This is a genomic window from Pseudoalteromonas sp. DY56-GL22, assembly GCF_041414715.1.
GTDB lineage: Bacteria > Pseudomonadota > Gammaproteobacteria > Enterobacterales > Alteromonadaceae > Pseudoalteromonas > Pseudoalteromonas simplex.
The window spans coordinates 1-25,043 of sequence record NZ_JANHZR010000018.1; the positions used below are offsets into that span (position 1 = coordinate 1).

Annotated in this window: 27 protein-coding genes; 20 read left to right on the top strand and 7 right to left on the bottom strand. The window is 41.1% G+C overall.

Going from position 1 to position 25,043, the window contains the following annotated elements; all coding sequences use genetic code 11:
- Window positions 1–529: 529 nt before the first annotated feature.
- The 3 genes from NO991_RS20205 to hslR all read right to left on the bottom strand — a co-directional run bounded on the left by NO991_RS20205 (window position 530) and on the right by hslR (window position 3,626).
- Window positions 530–2,068, bottom strand: coding sequence for a phosphoenolpyruvate carboxykinase (locus NO991_RS20205; protein ID WP_138601257.1), 1,539 nt, complete (start codon window positions 2,066–2,068; stop codon window positions 530–532).
- 277 nt (window positions 2,069–2,345) lie between these two features.
- Entirely contained in the window at window positions 2,346–3,191 is an 846-nt protein-coding gene (hslO, locus tag NO991_RS20210; protein ID WP_187491122.1) for an Hsp33 family molecular chaperone HslO, read from the bottom strand.
- Window positions 3,192–3,203: 12 nt separating this feature from the next.
- Window positions 3,204–3,626 (bottom strand): ribosome-associated heat shock protein Hsp15, encoded by a 423-nt coding sequence (gene hslR / locus NO991_RS20215; protein ID WP_138601251.1) that lies wholly within the window; start codon window positions 3,624–3,626, stop codon window positions 3,204–3,206.
- Window positions 3,627–3,832: 206 nt separating this feature from the next.
- On the opposite strand from hslR, the gene gspC reads away from it, so the two are divergent.
- The 13 genes from gspC (at window position 3,833) to NO991_RS20280 (ending at window position 15,929) form a co-directional block, all read left to right on the top strand.
- The gene (gene gspC / locus NO991_RS20220; RefSeq protein ID WP_138601248.1) at window positions 3,833–4,774 is read left to right on the top strand and encodes a type II secretion system protein GspC; all 942 of its coding nucleotides are present in this window, start codon (window positions 3,833–3,835) and stop codon (window positions 4,772–4,774) included.
- A 22-nt stretch (window positions 4,775–4,796) separates the two neighbouring features.
- Entirely contained in the window at window positions 4,797–6,860 is a 2,064-nt protein-coding gene (gspD, locus tag NO991_RS20225; protein ID WP_054554840.1) for a type II secretion system secretin GspD, read from the top strand.
- Window positions 6,853–8,418 carry a type II secretion system ATPase GspE gene (gene gspE / locus NO991_RS20230; RefSeq protein ID WP_054554841.1) on the top strand — a complete coding sequence of 522 codons (1,566 nt, stop codon included), beginning with the start codon at window positions 6,853–6,855 and terminating at the stop codon, window positions 8,416–8,418. Before gspD ends, gspE begins: the two co-directional genes overlap by 8 nt.
- Before the next feature lie 2 nt (window positions 8,419–8,420).
- Window positions 8,421–9,656, top strand: a complete 1,236-nt coding sequence (gene gspF, locus NO991_RS20235; protein WP_054554842.1) for a type II secretion system inner membrane protein GspF — start codon at window positions 8,421–8,423, stop codon at window positions 9,654–9,656.
- A gap of 78 nt (window positions 9,657–9,734) precedes the next feature.
- Complete coding sequence (gene gspG, locus NO991_RS20240; RefSeq protein WP_054554843.1) at window positions 9,735–10,154, top strand: type II secretion system major pseudopilin GspG; 420 nt, start codon at window positions 9,735–9,737, stop codon at window positions 10,152–10,154.
- A gap of 55 nt (window positions 10,155–10,209) precedes the next feature.
- Window positions 10,210–10,809 (top strand): prepilin-type N-terminal cleavage/methylation domain-containing protein, encoded by a 600-nt coding sequence (locus NO991_RS20245; protein ID WP_054554844.1) that lies wholly within the window; start codon window positions 10,210–10,212, stop codon window positions 10,807–10,809.
- Window positions 10,809–11,183, top strand: a complete 375-nt coding sequence (gene gspI / locus NO991_RS20250; RefSeq protein WP_054554845.1) for a type II secretion system minor pseudopilin GspI — start codon at window positions 10,809–10,811, stop codon at window positions 11,181–11,183. The genes NO991_RS20245 and gspI overlap by 1 nt, the downstream gene beginning before the upstream one ends.
- A complete protein-coding gene (gene gspJ, locus NO991_RS20255) occupies window positions 11,183–11,857 on the top strand; it encodes a type II secretion system minor pseudopilin GspJ (protein WP_138601245.1) in 675 nt (224 codons plus the stop codon). The genes gspI and gspJ overlap by 1 nt, the downstream gene beginning before the upstream one ends.
- Window positions 11,858–11,868: 11 nt before the next feature.
- Complete coding sequence (gspK, locus tag NO991_RS20260) at window positions 11,869–12,855, top strand: type II secretion system minor pseudopilin GspK (protein WP_138601263.1); 987 nt, start codon at window positions 11,869–11,871, stop codon at window positions 12,853–12,855.
- Entirely contained in the window at window positions 12,852–14,063 is a 1,212-nt protein-coding gene (gspL, locus tag NO991_RS20265) for a type II secretion system protein GspL (RefSeq protein ID WP_199529356.1), read from the top strand. Before gspK ends, gspL begins: the two co-directional genes overlap by 4 nt.
- On the top strand, window positions 14,060–14,533 hold the full coding sequence (gspM, locus tag NO991_RS20270) for a type II secretion system protein GspM (protein WP_054554848.1): 474 nt from the start codon (window positions 14,060–14,062) through the stop codon (window positions 14,531–14,533). The genes gspL and gspM overlap by 4 nt, the downstream gene beginning before the upstream one ends.
- A 3-nt stretch (window positions 14,534–14,536) precedes the next feature.
- Entirely contained in the window at window positions 14,537–15,295 is a 759-nt protein-coding gene (locus tag NO991_RS20275) for a type II secretion system protein N (protein WP_138601242.1), read from the top strand.
- A gap of 19 nt (window positions 15,296–15,314) precedes the next feature.
- Window positions 15,315–15,929: a YecA family protein gene (locus NO991_RS20280; RefSeq protein ID WP_166339812.1), complete on the top strand. Its 615-nt coding sequence runs from the start codon at window positions 15,315–15,317 to the stop codon at window positions 15,927–15,929.
- Here the strand turns inward: NO991_RS20280 and NO991_RS20285 are convergent.
- Both NO991_RS20285 and NO991_RS20290 read right to left on the bottom strand, forming a co-directional pair.
- A complete protein-coding gene (locus tag NO991_RS20285; protein WP_054554851.1) occupies window positions 15,926–16,129 on the bottom strand; it encodes a hypothetical protein in 204 nt (67 codons plus the stop codon). The two genes, NO991_RS20280 and NO991_RS20285, sit on opposite strands and share 4 nt — an antisense overlap.
- Window positions 16,129–16,488, bottom strand: coding sequence for a hypothetical protein (locus NO991_RS20290; protein WP_054554852.1), 360 nt, complete (start codon window positions 16,486–16,488; stop codon window positions 16,129–16,131). The genes NO991_RS20285 and NO991_RS20290 overlap by 1 nt, the downstream gene beginning before the upstream one ends.
- A 278-nt stretch (window positions 16,489–16,766) precedes the next feature.
- On the opposite strand from NO991_RS20290, the gene ccoG reads away from it, so the two are divergent.
- The 5 genes from ccoG to NO991_RS20315 all read left to right on the top strand — a co-directional run bounded on the left by ccoG (window position 16,767) and on the right by NO991_RS20315 (window position 21,061).
- Window positions 16,767–18,197, top strand: a complete 1,431-nt coding sequence (gene ccoG / locus NO991_RS20295; protein ID WP_138619575.1) for a cytochrome c oxidase accessory protein CcoG — start codon at window positions 16,767–16,769, stop codon at window positions 18,195–18,197.
- A gap of 65 nt (window positions 18,198–18,262) precedes the next feature.
- Entirely contained in the window at window positions 18,263–19,237 is a 975-nt protein-coding gene (locus NO991_RS20300; RefSeq protein ID WP_199529357.1) for a serine/threonine protein kinase, read from the top strand.
- A 30-nt stretch (window positions 19,238–19,267) separates the two neighbouring features.
- On the top strand, window positions 19,268–19,891 hold the full coding sequence (locus NO991_RS20305) for a thiol:disulfide interchange protein DsbA/DsbL (protein WP_138601233.1): 624 nt from the start codon (window positions 19,268–19,270) through the stop codon (window positions 19,889–19,891).
- An 18-nt stretch (window positions 19,892–19,909) separates the two neighbouring features.
- Window positions 19,910–20,548, top strand: coding sequence for a thiol:disulfide interchange protein DsbA/DsbL (locus tag NO991_RS20310; RefSeq protein WP_138601230.1), 639 nt, complete (start codon window positions 19,910–19,912; stop codon window positions 20,546–20,548).
- A gap of 60 nt (window positions 20,549–20,608) precedes the next feature.
- A complete protein-coding gene (locus NO991_RS20315) occupies window positions 20,609–21,061 on the top strand; it encodes a DUF523 domain-containing protein (protein ID WP_187491119.1) in 453 nt (150 codons plus the stop codon).
- A gap of 2 nt (window positions 21,062–21,063) precedes the next feature.
- Here the strand turns inward: NO991_RS20315 and trmA are convergent, their stop codons facing one another.
- Complete coding sequence (gene trmA, locus NO991_RS20320; RefSeq protein ID WP_138601224.1) at window positions 21,064–22,161, bottom strand: tRNA (uridine(54)-C5)-methyltransferase TrmA; 1,098 nt, start codon at window positions 22,159–22,161, stop codon at window positions 21,064–21,066.
- Between the two features lie 164 nt (window positions 22,162–22,325).
- Between trmA and NO991_RS20325 the strand changes: the two genes are divergently transcribed.
- Window positions 22,326–23,444 (top strand): DUF5610 domain-containing protein, encoded by a 1,119-nt coding sequence (locus NO991_RS20325; protein ID WP_194442964.1) that lies wholly within the window; start codon window positions 22,326–22,328, stop codon window positions 23,442–23,444.
- Window positions 23,445–23,510: 66 nt separating this feature from the next.
- A complete protein-coding gene (gene murI, locus NO991_RS20330; protein ID WP_300546082.1) occupies window positions 23,511–24,305 on the top strand; it encodes a glutamate racemase in 795 nt (264 codons plus the stop codon).
- On the opposite strand, the gene NO991_RS20335 is transcribed toward murI, so the two are convergent.
- Entirely contained in the window at window positions 24,268–24,747 is a 480-nt protein-coding gene (locus NO991_RS20335) for an RNA-binding protein (RefSeq protein ID WP_300546080.1), read from the bottom strand. The genes murI and NO991_RS20335 overlap by 38 nt on opposite strands.
- Window positions 24,748–25,043: the final 296 nt, after the last annotated feature.

A 25,043-nucleotide genomic window follows, 5' to 3' on the forward strand; every position in this document is an offset into this window, starting at 1 on the left:
ATATCGGTTCGGCTATTACCCTCATAAAATAAAGACACTGCGAGCAATCGCATGCGTTTTCGTGCGTTTGGTTCTTTTCGAGAAAGCGCTAAAAGCTGTTCAGATATGTTTGAATTCAATGTTATTAGCCGGTGATTTTATATAGCCTATATTAGATCAGATATTTAAGCGGAATGGTATTACCACGCTGTTGGGTTTCGCTGCGCTCTACCCAACCTACGCCAGACCTTCAAGCTTTATCTTGCTAATAGACAACTCTGAAGTGCCTTGGCAGGGCTTTATTGCTTAGGGAGACTCTTACCCAAAAAACCACACCGCGCGGCTGTTCGCTGACATCTGAAAGCTGATAGCTCTTTTTATGTTGGGTTTCGCTTCGCTCTACCCAACCTACGCCAGGCCTTAAAACTTTACTCTTTCAACTTTCCCCTCGCTAACTTTACTCTAGCAACTCGTAACTCATTAACTCATACCCAAAAACAAAAACGCCAGCATATAGCTGGCGTTTTTTAATCTGAGGGTAAGCTTGGTATTAAGCTTTTGGACCTGCTGATTTGATTGCTTCTGAAACATCGTATTTAGCGAAGTTTTCAGTGAAGTCAGAAGCTAGTTTGTTTGCATATTCTGCGTACTTCTCTTTATCTTCCCATGTATTGATTGGGTTAAGAAGTTGGCTGTCTACACCAGGAACAGCCACTGGTACATCTAGGTTTAGAACGTCGATGTGTTGAGTTTCAACATCTGCCAGTTTACCTGATACGATTGCATCAACTACAGCACGTGTAGTCGGGATATCGAAGCGTTGACCAGTACCGTAAGGGCCACCTGTCCAACCTGTGTTAACTAGGTATACTTTAGCGCCGAATTCACGTACACGCTTCATTAGAAGCTCTGCATAAACGCCAGCAGGACGTGGGAAGAAAGGAGCACCGAAACATGTTGAGAATGTAGACTCGATGTCGCTTGTAGAACCGATTTCAGTTGAACCGACTTTCGCTGTGTAACCGCTTAGGAAGTGGTATGCAGCAGCTTCTTCAGTTAGTACTGAAACTGGTGGTAATACACCGCTTACGTCGCATGTTAAGAATACAACGGCTTTTGGCTCACCAGCACGGTTTTCTACTTTACGTTTTTCAACGTGCTCTAGTGGGTAAGCAGCTCGGCTATTTTGTGTAAGGCTTGTATCATGGAAATCTGGTACACGGTTTTCGTCAAGTACCACGTTTTCTAAGATTGTACCGAAACGAATTGCATTCCAAATTACTGGTTCGTTCTTTTGTGAAAGATCGATACATTTAGCATAACAACCACCTTCGATGTTAAATACGCTACCAGGTGCCCAACCGTGCTCGTCATCCCCAATAAGGAAACGAGTAGGATCTGCAGATAATGTTGTTTTACCTGTACCAGATAGACCGAAGAATAACGCAGTGTCGCCTGCTTCACCTACGTTTGCAGAGCAGTGCATTGGTAATACACCTTTTGCAGGAAGTAGGAAGTTTTGTACAGAGAACATTGATTTCTTCATTTCGCCAGCGTAGCGCATACCAGCTAGTAGAACTTTACGTTGTGCGAAGTTAATGATTACAGTGCCGTCACTGTTAGTACCATCACGCTCTGGGTCACATACAAATGAAGGTACATTCATTACCTGCCACTCAGGGAAGTCTGCAGTATTGTATGTTTGAGGTTCGATAAACATGTTTTTGGCAAAAATATGATGCCATGCAGTTTCTGTTGTAACTACAACTGGTAAATAGTGCTCAGGATCAGCGCCAACTTCTAGGTGAGAGATGAAGTGGTCGTTGCTTTTCACGTGTTCTTCTACACGTGCCCATAACGCGTCAAACTTGTCTGCATCGAATGGGCGGTTAACGTTGCCCCATTGGATTTCGTTTTCAGTGCTTGGCTCTTGAACAATAAAACGATCTTTTGGAGAGCGGCCAGTGCGAGCACCGGTTTTAGCAACAAAAGCACCATTAGCGGCTAGAGTCCCTTCGCCACGACGAATAGCGTGTTCGACAAGTTCAGCTGCTGTAAGATCAACAAAACTAGTAGCGTTTGCAGTCATGTTTATACCTAAATTGTGAGAGATTGAACGGGATAGCTCTGGGGTTCTTAGTTTTCCCTTTTGCTAAAATAATAGTAACAGAAGGATTAGGGATATTCGAGTGTCTGAAGGGCCTAAAAAGGCATATATTTGGCAAAAAACATGAATAATTTCAATGATACCGGTGTCATAAAATGACGCATTTTCATGACACCGGTATCATTAGTTTTGATATTATTTTTAATAAAAAAGCCGCACTGATGGCGGCTTTGAATATAATAATATTTATTATGATGTATTAATTAAAAATGGCTTTAATATCTTGCTCGTTGAATATGTAATCTTTTAAGCAATAATGACAGCTAATTTTTACTTCACCATTTGCTTGCACGTCGGCAAGTAATTCGTTTTGACCTACATTAACTAGTGCAGCAATTGTTTTGTCTCTGCTACAACCACAACGGAAACTAATAGACTGTGGTTCGAATAACTGAGGATTATCTTCATGGTAAAGTCGAGTCAGCACAGTGTTAGCATCTAAACCTAGTAACTCTTCATCTTTGATTGTGTTGCTAATCGCTTCTAGATGAGTAAAGTCTTCTACCGACTTTTCTTTATTAACGGGTAATACTTGTAAGAATAAGCCAGCTGCTTTTGCTGTATCTGTCGTTACTTCAGTTGCAAACCAAAGACGTGTTTTTAATTGTTCCGATTGCTCAAAATAGTTTTCAAGGCATTTATCTAAGCTATCGTGTTCTAACGGTACAATACCTTGGTATCGCTCACCTTTAGTCGGCGTAATTGTAATGACCATATAGCCATTACCAATTAAGTCTTTTATTGAGCTACCGGTTACTTCACCTTGAAGGCGTGCGATGCCTCGCATGTTTTGTTTATCGTCACCATTAATTACGGCGTATTTTACTGGGCCATCGCCTTGGAGTTGAACGGCAATTTCGCCTTCAAACTTTAAAGTAGCCGTCAATAAGCAGGTAGCAACAAGTAGTTCACCTAATAAGGTTTGCACAGGTGCTGGGTAATTATGGTTTGCGATCATCTCTTGAAAAGTGTTTTCAATTTGTACGAGTTCACCACGTACATCGAGCTGATCAAATATATAACGATGAAGTAAATCTTGTTGCATGAGTTGCATTACCTAACTTGATTTCATTTTTAACAGTTCACGTCTTTGCTTTTTATCTGGTTTACGATCAGGATGTGGAGCAAAGAAGCTGTTGTTCTTACGGGCGATAGCATTTGCTTCGCGTTTCTCAATGCTTGCTTGAGTTTCTTGGTATAAGGTTTGTGCAATGGGGGCGCCTTGACGTTTTTCAAGGATCTTTTCAATTGTCACTACCTTTTCATCGACCCCTTGTAGTAGTTTAACTACTGCACCTACCTCGACAATTTTACTGGGCTTGGTACGTTGTCCATTATAATGCACTTTGCCACCTTGCACCATGTCTCTTGCTATTGAACGGGTTTTGTAAAAGCGGGCAGCCCATAACCATTTATCAAGGCGCACGCTTAATTCGTCTTGTTTGTCTTGTGACTTATGAGTGTTACCTTTTGACACAATTGTGCTCTTTTATAGCTGCTGATATATAGGCAAAATTTACCATGAAACTAAATCACAAAGAAACAGTCATAGTTATTCCTTGCAGCCCCTGTTCTTTGAATTTACCTTGTTTACAAAGTTTAATATACGTGTGCTTGTTGAATGAAAAATGAAAAGGTACTATAGGCCAGCTATCAAGCAGTAAATTAAAATAAGAAATAGAGTTTATGGATCAACACTTACAACAAGTTAAACAGTTTTTGAACGGCTTACCTCATGCCAAGCTAAGTGCATTTGTAGTGCTGTTAGTTGTTGTTTACATTGCTTTTTTGTCATCCAAGCTGTTTTGGCTTGTATGGCCAGAACCCGATACAAGCGCATTGCCAGTAACAGGTGTTAATACCATGGCAAAGCGAGTTGAGACTGTCAGTTCTCGACAAATAATTGAGCAAAATTTATTCGGCAAAGTTGTTGTCGAAACTAAAAAGTCTGCCGCTAAACAAAATCAAGTCATTAACAACGCCCCTGAAACACGTCTCAGTATTAACCTAACCGGCATTGTTGCTGTAAGCCAAAATGACCAAGCAGGTCTTGCTATTATCGAATCTCAAGGAAAACAAGAAACCTATGTTGTCGATGATGCAATTAAAGGCACTCGCGCCAAGCTTGCTCAAGTATTACCTGACCGAGTAATTTTAGATGTTAGCGGTCGTTTTGAAACGTTAATGCTTGATGGTCTAGATTTTACGAAAACGGTGTCTATGCCAGTGTTAGCAGAGCGTGATGAATCAGAATTAACTGCAGGCCCTCAACTTGTCGAAAATAATGAAATAAATGCGACTGAAGATGAAGAGGTAAAAGAAGCGCTCATCGAAACGCGTGAAGAAGTATTAGACGATCCCGGTAAACTCTTTGACTACATTCGCGTCTCTCAAGCGATGGTTGATGGCGAGTTAGTGGGGTACCGCTTAAGCCCAGGTAAAGATCCTGCTTTATTCAAGCAAATGGGATTAATGAATAATGATTTAGCTATTGCGATTAATGGCTATCAATTAAATGATTTGAAACAGGCAATGTCAGCAATAAACGAATTACGAAATAGTACTGACGCAAGTATCACTATCGAACGCGATGGTGAGCAAATTGATGTGCAATTTAGCCTGCAATAACTAGCTTTGGAGTTTTTATAGAATGGTTCACGCGCTACACCTCACAAAAATCAAAAAAGGGTTAGCTAAATATGCAGCGCTTTTTTTATTAACAGGATTATCGCTTTCAGTTTCAGCTGTTGAGTATGCGGCTAATTTTAAAGGCACTGATATTAATGAGTTTATTAATATCGTTGGTAAAAATTTAAATAAAACCGTCATTATTGACCCAAATGTGCGTGGCAAAGTAAATGTGCGCAGTTATGAGTTAATGGATGAAAAGCTTTATTATCAGTTCTTTTTAAATGTACTTGAGGTTTATGGTTATTCAGCTGTAGAGATGGATAACGGTATTATCAAAATTGAAAAAAGCTCTGACGCTAAAAAGTCAAATGTACCGCTTATCACTGAGGATAACCAAGCCAGTGGCGATATGATGGTAACGCGAGTTGTACGTGTTAAAAATGTAAGCGTACAAGAGCTTGGCCCGCTAGTTCGTCAATTTAGCGATCAAAAAGATGGCGGCCACGTTGCTAACTTTAATGCTGCGAACGTGATGATGTTGACCGGCCATGCAGCGTCAGTTAACCGCTTAGTAGAAATTATCCGCTCTGTTGACCAAGCTGGTGACAAGCGTGTTGATATTGTAAAGCTTAAGTTTGCTACCGCAGATGATGTAGTGTCTGTTGTTGAGAATATTTATAAAGATGGCGGTAAAGGAAGCGTTCCAGAATTTCTAATTCCTAAAGTAGTTGCTGATGGTCGAACTAACAGTGTGATTGTCAGTGGTGAAGCGCAAGCGCGTACTCGTGCTGTTGAATTAATTAGCCGTTTAGATGGTGAATTAGAAAACCAAGGTAACACTAAAGTTATCTACCTTAATTACGCCAAAGCAGAAGACCTTGTAAAAGTATTGCAGGGCGTAAGCAAAACACTAGCAGAAGATGCGCAAGGCGGTGCAACTAAAACGCGCTCTCGTAATCAAAACGAAACAAGTATTGAAGCACACCCTGATTCAAATTCACTTGTTATTACTGCACAGCCTGACACCATGCGCTCGCTTGAGCAAGTAATTGAGCGTCTTGATGTGCGTCGTGCGCAAGTTTTAGTTGAAGCTATCATTGTTGAAGTTTTAGAAGCTGATGGTATCAACTTAGGCTTACAGTGGATTTCAGAGCAAGGCGGAATGATGCAGTTTAACAACGGCACAACAGTACCAGTTGGTTCGTTAGCCGTTGCAGCTGAGCAAGCACGCGATAAAACGATTGAAGGTACGGTTGTAGGTACCGAAACTGGTACAGTCACCAAGACTTCTGAAACACAAGAAGGTGACTTAACGGCACTTGCCTCATTACTAGGTGGTATCAATGGTTTAGCCATGGGGATTGTTAAAAACGATTGGGGTGCAATTATCCAAGCTGTTTCAACCGATACAAACTCTAATATTCTTGCTACGCCGTCTGTAACGACCATGGATAACGAAGAAGCATCAATGATTGTTGGTCAAGAAGTACCGATTATCACAGGTTCGCAAACAGGCTCAAATAATGCGAATCCATTCCAAACAGTTGAACGTCAAGAAGTAGGTGTAAAACTTAAAGTGACACCACAAATCAATGACGGTTCAGCAGTTCAGTTAACGATTGAGCAAGAAGTGTCGAGTGTGAGTGGTGCTACTGCGGTCGATATTTCAGTAAACAAACGTGCCATTAAAACCACGGTTATGGCTGATGATGGTGGTATGGTTGTACTGGGCGGCTTGATTGATGAAGATGTGCAAGAAAGTGTCTCTAAGGTGCCATTATTAGGTGATATTCCAGTACTTGGCCATTTATTCCGCTCAACCAGCACCAGTAAGCGTAAACGTAACCTGATTGTATTTATTCGTCCTACCATTGTTCGCGATGGCATCAGCATGAATAAATTAAGCCACTCAAAATATAACTTTATCCGTGGCGAACAACACAAACAAAAAGAAGATGGTATTGATTTAATGCCATTAGAAGATGCGCCAATTCTTCCAGAGTGGGATGATGCCTTAGTATTACCACCAACTTACGAAGAATATTTAAAACAACAAAACGCGAATGAGCGCAACGATGACTAATGCAATTTCTGAAATCAATGACGAGCTAGCATCAGACGTATCAGCTAATCATGATGAGCTGCTAACAAGTGATGATCTTGTTAGCTTGCCAACTAAGCGGTTGCCATTCTCGTATGCGCGTCGCACAGGTGTGCTGTTAGGTAAAGATCAAGACAACTGGACTGTTTATTACCGCGGTGAGTTGGATGTTAACGCTTTACTTGAGGTGCGTCGTATTGCGGGTCATGGTTTTTCGCTAGAACAATTACCTGATGATAAATTTGAGCTGTTGCTTGAGGCTTCTTATCAGCGTGATAGTTCTGAAACACAGCAAATGATGGAAGATATCGGCAACGAGGTTGATTTATTCTCGCTTGCAGATGAGTTACCGCAAACTGAAGATCTCCTTGCTGGTGATGATGATGCGCCAATCATCAAGCTGATAAACGCGATGCTCAGCGAAGCAATTAAAGAAGGTGCTTCAGATATTCATATCGAAACCTTTGAGCAAGAGCTGGTAATTCGCTTTAGGGTTGATGGCGTATTAAAAGAAGTTTTAAAGCCGAATCGTAAACTCGCTTCACTGTTGGTGTCGCGTATTAAGGTTATGGCGAAACTAGATATTGCTGAAAAGCGGATTCCGCAAGATGGCCGTATTAGTTTGCGTATTGCTGGTCGTGCCGTAGATGTGCGTGTATCGACTATGCCATCAAGCTTTGGTGAGCGTGTCGTGCTACGTCTACTTGATAAAAACAACGCACGCCTGAACCTAGAAGATTTAGGTATGACTGAGCGTAACCGTGAATTGTTTGCTGATTTAATCAGTAAGCCGCACGGTATTATCTTAGTAACCGGTCCTACGGGTTCTGGTAAAAGTACCACCTTGTATGCGGGTATGAGCCAAATCAACTCACGGGACCGTAATATTCTTACTGTTGAAGATCCAATTGAGTACGAGATCCCAGGCATTGGTCAAACTCAGGTTAATACCAAGGTAGATATGACCTTTGCCCGAGGCTTACGTGCCATCCTTCGTCAAGACCCTGACGTCGTAATGGTGGGTGAGATCCGTGACCTTGAAACAGCACAAATTGGTGTGCAAGCGTCATTAACCGGTCACTTGGTTATGTCAACACTGCATACTAATACAGCTGCTGGTGCTATCACGCGTATGGAAGATATGGGTGTAGAGCCTTTCTTACTGTCATCATCGTTACTCGGTGTATTGTCACAACGTCTTGTACGTACTTTATGTAATAGCTGTAAAGAAGGTCACATTGCTGATGAGCGCGAGTGTCAGTTATTAGGTGTCAATCCTGCTGAGCCGCCAACAATTTATCGTGCAGTTGGTTGTGAAGAGTGTAACTTTAATGGTTATCGCGGTCGTACTGGTATTCATGAGTTGCTGGTTGTTGATGAAACAATTCGCGAAATGATCCACAGCGGTAAAGGCGAACAAAGTGTTGAGAAGTACATTCGTAAACATAGCCCAAGTATTCGCCAAGATGGCTGTAATCGCGTACTTGCAGGTCGTACTACCTTAGAAGAAGTCTTGCGTGTAACACGTGAGGAAGGTTAATCATGGCAGCATTTGAATACCGTGCCCTCGACGGCAGAGGTAAAGAGAAAAAAGGCATTCTTGAAGCCGATACGGTAAAGCAAATCCGCCAAACTTTGCGCGATCAAGGTTTAATGCCTTTAGAGGTCGTTGCTGCTGCAGAAGGTGAAAAGCAAGCGACTGGGGCAAAGGGCTCATTATTTGGGAGTTTCTTTAAACCAAAAATTTCGACTTCAGATTTAGCACTAATCACTCGTCAGCTTGCAACCTTAATCCAGTCAGCATTACCTGTTGAAGGGGCTGTCATGGCGGTGGCTGAGCAATGTGAAAAGCCGCGTTTAAAGCGCATGCTTATGGCCGTGCGCTCAAAGGTTGTTGAAGGTTATACCTTAGCTGATGGCATGAGCGAGTTTCCGCATGTCTTTGATGATTTGTATCGTGCTATGGTGGCAGCTGGTGAAAAATCGGGTCACCTAGACCAAGTTTTAAATCGTTTAGCAGATTACACGGAACAACGTCAGCATATGCGTAGTCAAATCACACAGGCGATGGTGTATCCAACCATACTTGTGGTATTTGCTATTGCGATTGTCTCTGTATTATTAGGTACTGTGGTACCTAAAATCTTGAAGACCTTCGAAAAATCAAAACAAGTATTACCCTGGACGACTGAATGGGTAATGGCCGCCAGTAATTTTGTGCAAAACTACTGGTTTATTAGTTTAGTCATTATAACCGTGTTAGCTGTGGCCATTAAGCAAGCGCTTAAACAGCCGCATATTCGTTACTGGTATGACGAAAAAGTGCTGCATTTACCGGGCATTGGTAAGGTAGCTCGCGGTGTTAATACGGCGCGTTTTGCTCGAACTTTAAGTATTTTATCGTCAAGCTCAGTGCCGCTACTTGAAGGGATGCGTATCTCAGGTGGTGTACTGGCTAACGAAAAAATGAAAAAGTCAGTGCAAGATGCTGCAACACGTGTAAGTGAAGGGGCGAGCCTTCGTGCTTCACTTCAGCAAACCAAGCTTTTTCCACCTATGATGCTACACATGATAGCCAGTGGTGAAAAATCAGGTGAACTTGAGCAAATGCTGGAACGTGCTGCAAATAACCAAGATCGTGAGTTTGAGAGCATGGTAAACGTGTCTCTGAAACTATTAGAGCCCGCGATGATTGCTTCAATGGCGGTAATTGTATTGTTTATTGTTATGGCAATACTACAGCCGATTATGGCAATGAATAAGGCTGTAGGTCTTTAAATTAGGGAACACTAGAGCAATTAGCAGCTAACACTGCCGCTCTATAATAAATTTTTGAAGAAAGTTAGAGGTATTTTTGTGAACAAACAGTCAGGTTTCTCATTACTAGAAGTCATGGTAGTACTGGTTATTATCGGTATGATCATGTCAATTGTGGCGCCAAATATCATGGGTCAGCAAGAAGAAGCTGCAATCGATAAAGCACACTTAGATATTCAACAAATTGAAGATGCGTTAAGCCTATACAAGCTTAAAAACAAAGCGTATCCAACCACAGAACAAGGCTTAGAAGCGCTAGTAAATAAAACAAGCATTGAGCCAATTCCAAAGCGTTTTCCTGATGGCGGTTTCCTTGAGAAGTTACCAGAAGATCCATGGGGTAATCCTTACCAGCTAATCAGCCCAGGAGAAATCGGTAAAATTGATATCTTCTCAATGGGTCCTGATGGTGAAGCAGGTACTGATGATGACATCGGTAACTGGGATGAAGAAAAGTAATAATGCCTAAATTCAGCCAACTGAGCAAAGCTTATACACATCAAGGCTTACTATTATGGTAAGCCTTGGTCGTTTGCGTTTGGCTGGCCGTGCTAAGCACGCGAAAGGGTTTAGCCTCATCGAAATATTAATGGTGCTTGTGGTGATTGGTTTTGTCACCAAAATGGTTGCCTACAGTTTTGATGGTGGTGCTGAAGAAGAACTCGAAAAACAAGCGCTCAGATTACATACTACGATTAATATGGCGTCTGAGTTTGCGATTTTAAATCAGGTTGAGCTGGGCTTTCATCTTGACCAAGATACATTTGAATTTTTAGTTTTTGACGGTGATAAGTGGGTTACTTTTGACCGTGAAAAATTGTTTGCCCCAATTAAGGTTGATGAGCGCTTTGAACTCACTCTTAACCTTGATGATTTAGCCTGGGCACAAGATAACTTGCTAGAGCAGTCCAACTGGCGTGAATTAATGAGCGGTGGTGACGAAGACAGCTTACTTGAGCTGCAAAAGCTCAAAATACCGCAAGTCCTTATTTTATCTTCTGGCGAAGTCAGTGCGTTTCAATTGATTTACGAGCTTAAAGATGAGCGTGAACCACAGTATTTTATCGAAGGCGAATTTATGGCCCCGGTAAAGTTTCGTATGGAGCCTGAGTAATGAATAAGTCAGCAGGTTTTACCTTACTCGAAGTGATGGTTGCCTTGGCTATTTGTGCAATGGCCGGTATTGCCGCAATGCAGGCAACCGGTGAGCACATTAATCACCTATCGTCGATTGAAGAACAAACTTATGCTTCTTGGGTTGCCGAGAACGTAATGGTTGAGCAGCGCGCTAAAGGCGATAAATGGACAGGCAAAAGTGGCGTCAAAGGCACTGAAACACTCGCTGGTTTTGAATGGTACTGGCGTCAGGATGTGGTTCCTACTGCTGATAAAACCTTTGTAAAGGTCACCATTAACGTATTCGCCGATGAAAAGCTTGAATACCCAGTGTATGAGCTTTCTACTTATTTGAATAAAGGTGATAAGTAGTGAAGCAACGCGGTTTTACCTTACTTGAAGTAATTGTCGCCATGGGCATTTTAGCCTTTGTGGTGTTATCGACCCATCAAATACTGGATTCGACAACCAAAGCAAAAGAAGCCTCAGACGAAACGATTGCTGAGTTAAATGGTTATCAAACCTTATTTCGTTTGATGGACCAAGATTTTAGTCAAATGACTAAACGTCAGGTGCGTAACGAAGCCGGTGATTTTCAAGACACGTATGTTTTGGCTGGTCGTTATATTCTTGATAGCCAATACGATGGTATTGGCTTTGTTCGTGATGGTTGGATTAACCCAATTAATCTATTGCCGCGCTCTGAACTGCAAGCGGTTGGTTATCGCGTGATAGATGATAATCTTGAACGAGTGTATCGGGTGTATGTTGATCAACTAGATAACATGGAGCCGCGCTCACAAGTTATTTTAGAAGATATTGAAGATCTGAAATTTGAATTTTTAGATGACAAAGACGAGTGGCAAGAGCAGTGGCAAATTAAAGCGCTGCCAAAAGCGGTTGCAGTCACTATTCAAAAAATAGAACAGGAGCCAATTCGTCGCGTGTTTTTGGTGCCAGGTGAGGGCAAAGTAACTACTCAAACAAATAATAGTAATAACGGCGCTAATGGTAATAACAATAATAATAGCGGAACGGGTGGCTAGTCATGACTACAATGAATCGTTCCAAAGGTGCGGCGCTTGTTATTGTGCTATTTATTGTGGCGCTGGCTGCGATGTTAGCCGTTGAAATGAGTGCTAATTTAATGGTGCAAGTGCAGCGTAGTAGCAATATTCAAAACCATCAACAGGCTAAATGGTATGCCTTTGCAGCTGAAGAGCTCGCAATTAAAGCACTAAAACAAACTAAAAAAGATGATCCTGATAAAACGCATTTAGAGCAAATTTGGGCACAGCAGGGCGGGGTTCCTTATCCTGTTGATAATGGTACCTTAAGTGGCACGATTACTGATTTACAAGCATGTTTAAACTTAAATGCATTGCATGTAAAACCAGATCCGCAGACGGATCCAAATAATAAAACGAACCCAGCACATAAGGCATTGTTGGCATTATTAGAAAACATTGAGAATTTACCAACGGATGAATCAGAAGAAGCCATGGCCGATAGTGTGTTTGATTGGTTAGATGAAGATAGTATTACCTATCGCTCGGGTGCAGAAGAAGATGAGTATTTATCTCGACAATACCCATATATGACGGCAAATAGTTACTTTGCTTCGACCTCTGAACTTCGTTTGGTAAAAGGTTTTAACCCACTCGTTATGGAGAAACTCTTACCATTTGTGTGTGTTATTCCTGGCAGTGAGTTGCTGCAAATAAACGTTAATACACTACCTGCAGAAAGTGCGATTTTATTAAGCTCGCTTATTGATGGCTTAAGCCTTTCAGGCGCTGAAGCGGTATTATCATCACGTCCTCAAGATGGGTATGATGATTTAGAAGCTTTTTTTGAAGAGGTTAACCAACAAGGCGCACAAAACGTGAAAGCCGTTGAAAATCTATTCAGTATCAACAGTGAATATTTTAAACTACAAACGCAGGCTGAATTTGCAGAGCTGCGTTTTTCGATGACCACCTTACTCCATGCCACTAATGGTACAGTAACGATACTGGCGCGAAAATTTGGAGGCGTACAGTGACAGAGATATTGTTGATCCGTACGGGTCAAACGTTAAAAGACAGCCTTAACTGGCTAATTTACTCACCAATAGAACAAGAAATAATTGCCAGCGGTGAAATTGCCAATGCAACACAACTTGGTGAGCTAACAGAAAAAGCACAATCACGGGAAGTAGTCGCACTTTTACCAAGCGATCAGGTACAACTTAAAACAGTTACCCTACCAACTAAGTGGAACCGTAAGTTAGAGCAAGCACTTCCTTACATGCTAGAAGAAGAAATAGCCTGTGATGTTGATGACTTATTCATAGCGATTGCTGAGCCAACACTTGTTGATGAAAAGCACGCTATTAACATCGCGATGACCGATCGTGAATGGTTTGAGCAATGGCTAGCAGAGTTTAATGAGCATGGCATCGAAGTATATAAAATACTGCCGGATGCTTTATTGTTACCTGATGTTGATGACAACACTCAGTTACGCGCTATTGAGCTTAATGGCCAGTGGCTATGTAAACAGGGTAACTGGCATATTGCCGCTGTAGAGCGGAACTGGCTTGCTGGCTATTTAACAGCATTAGGTAACCCTGATGTTGCACACTTTAGCCCTGCAACGGCTTTTCCTGATACAGTTAACCTTAGTGCTCAAACGCAGCAATACGATTTACCTTTAGCCTTATTCGCTAAGCAGTTACCTGAAGTGAAATTCAACCTTCGCCAAGGTGTTTATCAGCTTAAGAAAAAATCAGCGATTTGGTGGGGCTATTGGCAAAAAGCAGCTATTGCAGCAGGTGTTGCACTAGTTTGCAGTGTGGGTGTTAAGTCGCTTGAGCTTTATAAGTTAAATAACCAGCTTGAAGCCGCAAAAGCAGAAGTGGTTGCTAATTATCAGCGTGCTTTTCCAAATAAAAAAGTGCGACCTCAGCTTATCCGTAGTCAAATTCGCAGCGAACTTGCATTGATAGAAGGTGGCAGCACTGCTGGCTTCTTAGATTTGACTAACGATCTTGTCTCGATTTTTAGTGAAGTAAACGACTTCACACCAGAAACGCTTCGCTATGATCAAGGTCGTAACGAATTACGTATTCGCGCGCGCGGCAAAGATTTCCAGTCATTTAGTAAAGTAAAAGCAATTTTAGAACAGCGTGGCTTAACCGTAGATCAAGGCTCGCTGAACAATGATGGTGATTATGTCGTTGGTGAAATTAAGTTACGAGGTGCGGCATGAAAAACCAAATAATCAATTATTGGCGCTCGTTAAAAGAACAAGAGCAGCAACTTGTAATGGTTGCAGGTGGTGTGTTTGTTATTTTTGTGCTGGTTATGGGGGTCTTTCGTCCACTTAACGCTGCTATCGAAAAAGCAGAGCAAGACACAATAAAACAGCAAGAGCTGTTGGCGTGGGTTGATGAAAGTATTGTTAAACTTAAAGCGAGTGGTAATGCACGTAATACGAGCAGCCGTAGCTTAAGCCAAATCGTTAATAGCACCCGTAATCGTTATCAAATTATCATTAGCAAAATGCAGCCAAATGACAATTCACTTCGTTTAACCATTGACTCTGTTGAGTTTAATAACCTTGTTGAATGGTTAGATGAACTGGTTAATTCACATGGTGTGCTAATCGAGAATTTAGATTTAAGTAAAGATGACAAATCAGGCTTTGTGCGTGTAAGTCGTTTGGTACTAGAGAAGTAAACGATGAAAAGAGTTATTTTATTAATCACAGTGTTTGTGATGTGTTTTTTGGTGTTTACGCTGGTAAAAACACCCGCTGCCGTTGCACTTGATTTAGCCAAGCCACATTTACCAAAGCAATTACAATTAGGTAAAGCCAGTGGCACGCTATGGGACGGGCGCATTATGCAGGTACGTTTTGATGGTGAGCAATTAAACAATGTGCGTTGGCAATTGTCGGGGTGGTCACTGTTTACAGGTAAATTAGTGGGTACGGTACGTTTTGGTGATCCTCGTGATAAAGCGGATATTTCAGGCCATGCTGATTTTTCTTACGGTTTATTTAACCAAGCGGTTACTGTGAAAAAGACCACTTTACGCTTAACAGTTGAACGTGCCATGCAACGTTTACAACTACCTTTGCCGATTAGTGCGCAAGGTCGTGTGATTGTAGATTTAGATGAGTACAGTTCAGGCGAGCCTTATTGTGAAAGTCTAAGCGGCGAAATTGCGAGCCCGAACATTGATGTGAAAGGAATGAATAACTGGTTTAGCATTGGTCCTTTAAGTGGCCGTTTAAGCTGTAAATCCGGTGATGTAGCAGTACTTGTAGACCCTGAAAACCGTTTAGGGCTTGAAGCTGATGCAGTATTAAAAGCGAACCTAGACTTTAAAGTAGCTGGTTATATTAAGCCTGAAGCAAGCTTACCGAAAGAAGTGCATGATGCTGCGAAGTTTCTTGGTCGTCCTGATAACGAAGGTCGTTATCCGCTTAACTTTTAAATTGGATTAATTGAATAGTATGCAATTACCTGAGTTTTCAAAGCAGCAAAGCGAGCTTTTAAGTCAGTTTTTAGCGCAGCATCAAGATGCGCTTAGCTTGGCGCAAACCCAAGGTTATTTATTTGCGGTGATCTGTGCTCCTGAGCCGCTTGATGTTCACCAGTGGTTAGAAGAAGTTGCACCTGGTTCTGATGGGCAAATGGATGAGCAAGTGCTGTTTGCATTTATGGCTTTATATCAACAGATCAGCGAACAAGTATTCGAGACGGGTTTTGCATTACCTGTGAGCCTACAGCTGAGCTCGCAAGGGCAACAATACCTAGATATTCAAGAATGTCAGCATTGGAGCCAAGGTTTTATGCATGGTGCGCAAGGTTACGTTAACAAGCTATTAAGCGCGCCACAGTTAGCTGATGAGTTAAAAGAAGCCTTGGCTACAGCTCTGCAAAGCTTAGGCTTTTTTACCCTTGAAGCGAGTGAAATTGCAGCCCTTGCAACTGATAATGGTTTATCAGAAGGGCAACTATGCCAGCAGCAATATGAAGTAATGAATGAATTCGCCGCTGGCTTTGCAGAGTTAATTGAAGTCGTTGCTGTAAATAGCCAACTATATAATGATGAGAGCTGGAACTAACCCAGCTCGAGTAGGATGTTTGTGCAACCTTTGGCACAGCATACAACGCCTTTACCTGGCTGATCAGTTTTCAAATCTAAGGTGAGGGCGCCTTTACACTCTTCGCAGTATAAGGTTTGACCCTTGCCCAGCTTCTTTAGCATATTACGTTGTTTAGCAAACGAGTCGCTGGTTTTTTTGTTTAAAGCAGAAAAGTCCATTACTTGTTTAGCCTTTCTTCAAGCGCATTCGAAACAATACTACAAACACGATTCAAGCGTTCGCCATAAAAGTACAAGTTAATATCTTTTTCACGGCAATAATGAAGGTGAAAGAGTTGTAGTTTATCGTCGGTAGTGAATGTGTCTTCAATATACTCAAGCTCTGAGTTTGATAAATTAAGTTGTGACTTAATATTATTTTTAGCCATATTAGCGGCAGGACTTCGGTTTACCTTACTAGCATCAGAAATCATACCGACTCCCTCACCTAGTAACCTGTCCCTAGGTTCTTTGATCAAAGGATGATCAATTGTGAAAAGTGCTAAAATTATAAGCACTAAGATGAGAAATTTTTTCATAGTCCAATAAACTTTGATCTAAATGAATAGGTGGTAGCTGCAAGTTTAATAAAATGGTTGTTTTAAAAGCAAGCAGATACGATTAAATAGTTAAAAGTTCGTATATGAAATCTAACCCTGAAATTTTCCATAGATTGAGTATAATGCAATATATAGATTTAAAGTTTCAGAAATCTTTGAACGTAATGAGATGTATTCTGATTTGCTTATTGGCACAGAAACCTCTTACTGCAAACATATGTTTGAGTATTATTTCCTAGTGGCGTTGAGGAATTTTAATGGATAATCAGATTAAGGTTAAAAATATCCCAACGGAAGTAAAAATCCAGAAACCGGAAAACGCTTCCCTCGATGATAGATTTAATCCACGTAACCGTATTTATGTTCGAGCTGTAACGGGTTTACACCAACTGTTGAGACAACGAATTGGTTTTATCGGCATGCTTGCGTTCATGCTACTACCTTGGATCAACTTCCATGGCCAGCAAGCTGTACTGTTCGATTTGGTAGGGCAAAAGTTTAACATTTTTGGATTAACCCTCTGGCCACAAGATCTGACTATCCTTGCTTTCATTTTAATGTTGGCGGCGTTTGCGTTGTTCTTAGTAACTACTTTCTATGGACGGGTTTGGTGTGGTTATACTTGCCCACAAACTGTTTGGACTTTCATTTTTATTTGGTTTGAAGAAAAGTTTGAAGGTACAGCTAATCAGCGAAAGAAACTAGATCAACGCCCGATGGACTTTGATAAGTTTTGGCGAAAAAGCGCCAAGCACGGTAGCTGGTGGTTATTCTCACTTTATACAGCATTTACTTTTGTTGGTTATTTTACGCCTATCCGCCAGTTGCTACCTGATCTTTTTACCCTTGATGCAACAGCGTATTCGTATATTTGTTTAGCCGTATTTGCAGTCTGTACTTATGGTAATGCGGGTTGGATGCGCGAGATTATGTGCTTGCACATTTGCCCTTATTCTCGCTTTCAATCAGCTATGTTCGATAAAGACACCTTTACCGTGAGCTATGATGAGGCACGTGGTGAGAGCCGCGGCCCACGTTCACGCAAGCAAGATCCAAAAGAGCTTGGCTTAGGTGATTGTATCGACTGTAACTTATGTGTGCAGGTGTGCCCAACGGGGATCGATATTCGTAACGGCTTACAATATGAGTGTATTAACTGTGGTGCATGTATCGATGCGTGTGATGGGGTGATGGATAAAATGAATTACCCACGCGGACTTATTTCCTACACCACAGAACGCAACTTAGAAACGCCAGACAACAAAACACACGCACTGCGCCCTAAGTTAATTGGTTATTTAGTTATCTTAGTGGTGTTAACAGGGGCGCTGGTGGCAAATATTGCGATGCGTAAACCGATGGAGTTGGATATCATCCGTGACCGTAATCAGCTATACCGTGTTGACTTTAATGGCCTAGTTGAAAACACCTATACACTAAAAGTAATTAACAAAGCTCAGCATCAGCAAACCTTTAATATTCGTGTTGAAGGGCTTGATAACTTTGAGTACATTGGCAAACAAACTTTCACAGTACCTTCTGGCGAGTCTTATAACGTGCCACTGTCATTGGTTGTTGATCCTTATGATTTGAAAAAGCCCATGACGAAGTTTGAGTTCGTACTTTCTGTCGATGGTGAGCCTGATGTGCAGATTTCACAGCCGAGTAACTTCTTTAAGGCGCGATAATTAAGTACACTGAGCGAATGAATAAAAAGCGGGATTTTCCCGCTTTTTTTATATGATGAGGCATTATGAGTAAATTTAGTTTTGTAGACCTTACACCCGATTCAATTTTAGATGCGGTTGAAAGTATCGGTGTTTATGCTGAATCAGGGCTGCTGGCATTAAATAGCTACGAGAACCGTGTTTATCAATTTAAAGCAGAAGATGGCCATCGTTATGTTGTTAAGTTTTACCGTCCAGAGCGCTGGAGTAAGGCGCAAATCTTAGAAGAGCATGCATTTGCATTTGAACTCGCTGAGGCCGAAGTGCCGGTTGTTGCGCCTGTTATTATCGAAGGGCAAAGCTTATTTGAGCATGATGGTTATTTGTTTACGTTATTCCCAAGTGTGGGCGGGCGTATTTTTGAAGTTGATAATTTAGATCAACTCGATGTACTTGGCCGCTTAATTGGGCGAATGCACCAAGTAGCAAAAGCAAAGCCATTTGAACATAGACCTGTGATCAGCTGTGAAGAATATCTTAAGACAGCTAAAGTTCAGTTACAGGCAAGTAACTTGGTGCCAATGGCATTAGAGAACGCCTTTTATACTATTTTAGATTTGGTGATCAAAGAAACCACACAGCAGTATAAAAATGTTGAAACTATTCGTCTGCACGGTGACTGTCATGCTGGCAATATACTGTGGTCTGGTGATGCATTAATGTTTGTTGATTTAGACGACAGTCGACAAGGGCCTGCAATTCAAGATCTTTGGATGATGCTCAGTGGCGATCGTAACAATCAACTGTTACAGTTAGACACTTTAGTCGCAGCGTACGAAGAATTTAGCGATTTTGATCACAGCCAATTAAAGCTGATTGAACCACTTAGAGCGATGCGAATGGTGCATTACATGGGCTGGTTGGCGAAAAGGTGGGATGATCCTGCGTTCCCGCGGAACTTTTCATGGTTTGCTGAAGACAAATACTGGGAGCAGCAAATACTAGCGTTAAAAGAACAGCTTGCAGCGCTACAAGAAGCACCATTAAAATTATTACCATAAATTTTTAAAGTTAATAAAGTCGAGAGAACAATGTTTAAAAAATTAAAGTTAAGTCTACTCATTTTATGTTTACCTTTTGCGGCCTTTGCTGCTGATTTTGAAGCAGGTAATCAATACGAAGTATTAAAAGTTGAGAAAAGTGCAACACCTCAAGTAACCGAGTTCTTTTCATTTTATTGCCCACACTGTTTTCAGTTTGAACCAGTTGCAAAAGCATTAACGGCAAGTCTTCCTGAAGGGACTGAATTTGTAAAAAGTCATGTTAACTTTTTAGGCGGTGTGTCTAAGCAAACTCAAAGTAACTTAAGCTATGCCTACTTAATTGCTAAGCAACATGGCAAAGCAGAACAAGTAGCTGATCAAATCTTTAACAGCATCCATAGACAACGTGCCTTACTTAAAGACATGAAAGACGTTAAAGCACTACTTGCAACTAATGGTATTAGTAATGAAGTGTTTGATGCTGAAATTGCAAGCATGCCAGTGATTAGCGCTGAAAAAGCGATGCAAGATAAGCAGCAAAAATATTCAGACATGGGCGCCTTAACAGGTGTACCAACTTTTATCGTCAATGATAAATACAAAATTAATTTAAATACCATCAAAAGCCAGCAGATGCTTGATGAATTAGTCGAATTTTTATTAAAACAATAATTTTGGAGTAAAGAAGTAATGATCAAGTTAGTAAAAGCTGTATTAATGGCTGCCACGCTAGGTTTAGCGGCAAATGCCTCAGCTGCTCAATATGAAGAAGGTAAGCATTATGAAACGATTGATGCACGCGCTTCTAAAAAGCCAGAAGTAAAAGAGTTCTTCTCATTCTACTGCCCACACTGTAATAACTTCGAGCCAGTTGTGAAAGAGCTTAAAACACTTCTTAAAGATGGCGTTAAATTCAAAAAGAGCCATGTTGATTTTTCAGGTCCTCGTGACCCAGAAATTCAAACCATCTTAGCGCAAGGTTATGCGACGGCTAATGTGTTACCACAGAAAGACGCGTTAGTAGCCGCTGTGTTTAATCATATTCACGGTAAGCGTGCTCGTATTAACGAACTAGCTGATATGAAAGACATCTTTGTTTCACAAGGTGTATCGGCTGAAGATTTTGATAAGTACTACAACAGCTTTTCTGTACGTACTATGGCGTCTAAAATGAAACGCGACCAAGAATACTACCAACAAAAAGGTGCTTTAAAAGGCGTTCCAACTTTTATTGTTAATGGTAAATATCGCTTAATCTTAGGTGCGGACTCAGGCATCAGTGATGCAAAGAGCATGGCAGATTTAATTAACTACCTAGCTGATAAATAAGCTAATTAGTTAAATTTAATTCAAAGCTCCGTTCGCGGAGCTTTTTTATTGGTAAAGCAAATGCAAAAACTATTAGTTTCAAGCTGTTTGTTAGGAAACCCTGTTCGTTATGACGGGCAATCGCAAAACTTACTCCATCCTGGTTTAGAAACTCTTAAACAGCAAGAAAGGCTCGTTGCATTCTGCCCTGAAGTAGCTGGTGGCTTACCTACACCAAGGCCGCCTGCAGAAATCAAAGTGGGTAGAGTACTTACCAAAGATGCGCAAGATGTCACAGTGCAGTTTGCTTATGGCGCAGAACAAGCACTTAAACTTTGCAAAAAACAGGGCATTCGCTATGCGTTGTTAAAAGAATCAAGCCCGTCATGTGGTCGCAATACTATTTACGATGGTAGTCATTCAGGAAAGAAAATTTCAGGAATGGGGTTAACTGCAAAGCTGTTAACTGACAATGGTATAGCTGTATTCAGCGAGCAGCAGTTGCCAGCGCTATTTGCTGCGCTGGCAGAGTGATTTTATTTACGTTGTAAAAACACACCTGATTCAATGTGATGGGTGTAAGGGAATTGATCAAAAATTGCAAAACGTTTTACTTCATGGGTTTTGCATAAGTGATCAAGGTCACGTTCTAGGGTATCGGGATTACACGAGATATAAATAATGTTGTCGTAGTTCGCAACTAGGTCACAAGTTAGCGTGTCCATTCCAGCACGTGGTGGATCCACCAAGATTGTTTGGCAGTTATAGCTTTTCAGGTCTATGCCATCTAAACGAGAGAAGGTACGTTCGCCTTTCATTGCTTGAGTGAACTCTTCACTCGACATACGAATGATATCTAAGTTCTCAACCTTGTTTTGTGCAATATTGTATTGTGCTGAGTAAACCGATGATTTTGATATCTCAGTGGCTAATACCCGGTCGAATGAACCCGCAAGAGCAATCGAAAAGTTACCATTTCCACAATATAACTCCAGTAAGTCATTATTGAGGGGTTGGCAAAGCGCTTGTGCCCACTCTAGCATCTTGATGTTTACTTTCGCATTCGGTTGCGTAAAGCTATTTTCGACTTGCTGATAAATAAGCTCTTTACCGTTTACGTTTAAACGCTCGATAACATAGTCATTACCAATCACTTCTTTTTGCTTACGAGCACGGCCAATAAAATCAATCTTAAACTGTGTGCTCAGTTTTGCTTTAAGCTCTTTAATTGCTTGTAGCCACTGCTCATCTAGTTGTTTGTGATACAACAAGCTAACAAGGATCTCGCCACTTAAGCTTGAAAGGTAATCGATTTGAAACAGCTTACGGCGCAGAACTTCATTGTCTTTTAAGTTTTCGATCATCGCTTGCATCACTTCACCCACTAAAGGTGCTGCAGGGTCAAACTCATCTACGCGGATCTTTTCTTTAGTTTGTTGATCAAACATGATGTGAAACAGGTCTTCACCTTCATGCCAAACACGAAACTCTGCACGTTGGCGGTAATGAATAGGATCAGAGCCGAACACTTCTAATTTTTCGACCCCAAAACGTCGAAACTGTGAGGTGATGCGCTGCTCTTTCTCACTCAATTGTGCATCATATTGAGTTGTATCAATTTTTATAACCGCCATGGCTGATTACCTTTTATCTCTTAGCTTTATAACGGCGCTATTGTAGGGAGCGCTGAGGATTTGTCTAGTTTTGTTATTTATTTTAGTGTCGTTTTTTTATACAAAAAACTTAAGTTCTTTGGTTTTTGGCCGATAATGAGTTAACCATAACATGGAGTCGGATCATGAAAATTGGCAACCTAGGCTATATGCCTAATACAAATGTGAATAAATACAATGGTAAACAGGCTCTGCAGCAGCCTACCATTCAAAATCGTCAAGATAGTTATCAACAACGCGGTCGTGAGCTCGCGGCAAAAGTTCTTGATGATAAACTTGCTGAGGCACTTGGTTTACCTAAAGCCGAAGAGAAAAAAGATAAACCGCTGTTCGACTTTGAAGAGATCGTGAAAAACGTACTCGACTTTGTTGGCGGTGCACTTCGTAAAGCAAAAGCCGATGGTGCTGATGATGAAAAACTCAAAGGCATGCTAGGTGATGCACGTAAAGGTGTGCAAATGGGCATCGACGATGCGTATGATGAGCTTAAAGAGTCAGGTATTCTTAACGATGACATCGAAGAGGGTATCGAAAAGTCTAAAGAAGGTATCTTTAAAGGTATTGATGAATTAGAAGAAGACTTGTTCAATCCTAAACCTAATGCGGTTTCAGTTAGCCAAGCTCAATACATCAGCTTAAGTAATAACGCGGAGTACACTTTCACCACCGCTGAAGGTGACGAAGTAAGTATTAGCTTTGCTGATGCATACGAAAGTAAGTCTGCAAGCAGTTATAGCAAAAATGGCGACAACGAAGCCTTTGTCAGTGAGTCTTCGCAATCACGTGATTTATCATTCTCGATGTCAGTCAATGGTGATTTAAATGAGCAAGAGCAGCAAGCTATCAACGAATTGATGGAAGATTTACAGAGTGTTAGCGAAACATTCTTCTCTGGTTCATTAGAAGAAGCCTTTGAACAAGCTAAAGAGCTGAACTTAGGTAACGAGCAACTAGTCGGCTTTACCATGGATCTAAAACAAACCAAAACAGTAGCCGCTATCAAAGGGTATGAAGAATATAAACCTGCTCCTGAAAAAGAAGTTGCTGAGAAAATAGCGCCATTTAATGACGATTTGAAACAGGCGTTTAATAAAGCGGGCGATATTGGTTTGCAAAATGAACTGGCTGGCATCTTACAATGGTTAAACCAAGATAAAGAAGAAGTCAGTAAGCTGGTGGATTATACCAAAGCAATGTTCGAACAAATGAATAAGCTACGCTCGGCAACAGAAGAAGAGGCTTAGTCCTTTCTTTCTTTTTATAAAGCTGCATGGCAAACTGCTGACCTTTGATGATCCGAGGTAAGCAGTTTGTCAGTTCATATAATGGTGTTTGATTCTGGTATAGGTGGAACAACCGTACTTGAGCAGATCCAAGTATTGATCCCAGATGCTGATTATAGTTATTTTATGGACAATGCTTTATTGCCCTATGGCGCGCAAAGTCAGCAAACGATCATAGCCCGCCTTTTAGCGCTACTACAGTTTATCGAGACAGCAAACTTACAGGTTGATATTCTAGTTATTGCGTGTAATACCGCCTCTACCTCTGCCTTAGATACTATTCGTCAGCACACAAGTATAGAAGTTGTCGGGGTAGTACCTGCAATAAAACCTGCTTGCGCTATAAGTAACAGCAAACATATTGGTTTACTGGCAACACCATCAACCATCAAGAGTCGCTATACTGCAAATTTAATTAGTACTCATAGCCAAGACACACAAGTCAGCTTATATGGCTCAACTGAGCTGGTAGAAATTGCAGAAACACTATTTCATACGCAGAAAATCAATAAAGCAAAGCTTGAGAAAGTATTGAGTAATTTAGCGATAGCAGAAGATATAGATGTACTGGTACTTGGCTGTACACACTTTCCATTACTAGCCAGCGCGATTAGTGACTACTATAAACAACAGATCTTCCTTATTGACTCAGGCAAAGCGATTGCTAAGCGCGTTGAAAGTTTAATTGCTCTACGAGGCTTTACTCTTACTACAGATAAAAAAAAGCCGCTGCACTATTATGCAACGGCTCCTATTGGTCATTCGCAATTAAGCGTTGAGCTTATTACGCTGACTGATCAGATCCCTCACGAAAGCTGTTAGCTTCGTTCTCTTGTTTTTGTTTTGCTTCACGCACTTTTAAAGTACGTTGTTGGAATTCGCTATCATTTAATTGATTGATTGCTTTATCTGCATCAGCTTCAGCCATTTCAACAAAACCAAAGCCACGACGTTTACCTGTATTTTTATCTTTTAATAAACGTACATTGAAAACTTTGCCTTGTTCTTCGAATAAAGCACGAACAACACCTTCATTAGCACGATAAGGTAGGTTGCCAACATAAAGTGTTTTTGTTTTTACTTCGGCCTCCTCACTTGACGCTGATGAAAGTGCTGTAATAACCAAAGCACCAATTAATAAGCCTGCACCAAATAGCAATGCTGGGTCTAAAGCTAAGCTTGCAAGTGCGAACTTAACAACCACAAAACCTAAAACAGCAAGAATAACGGAGAAAAGAAAAGATTTTTGATCGGGTAATTTCATTTTGATCTACCAATAAACAAGAAATAAACATTAATTTAACATTGTGAACTTGCTATCTTAACGAGTTAAATGAACATAGCAATGAAATTTGCATTAAATTATGAATATTGGCTTAAAAAACAGCCATAATAGCGACCGTTTTTGCTGTTTTCGGTAAATTTAGTTCGCTTTTTGAGCGAACAGTAAAAAGATCGAAAAAAAGTGTTGATCTGTTTTTGGATCTCCCTATAATGCGACCCCACTGACACGGCGGGCAGCAACGAAAGACGCTGAACAACGTAGCAGAGAGTTAAGTG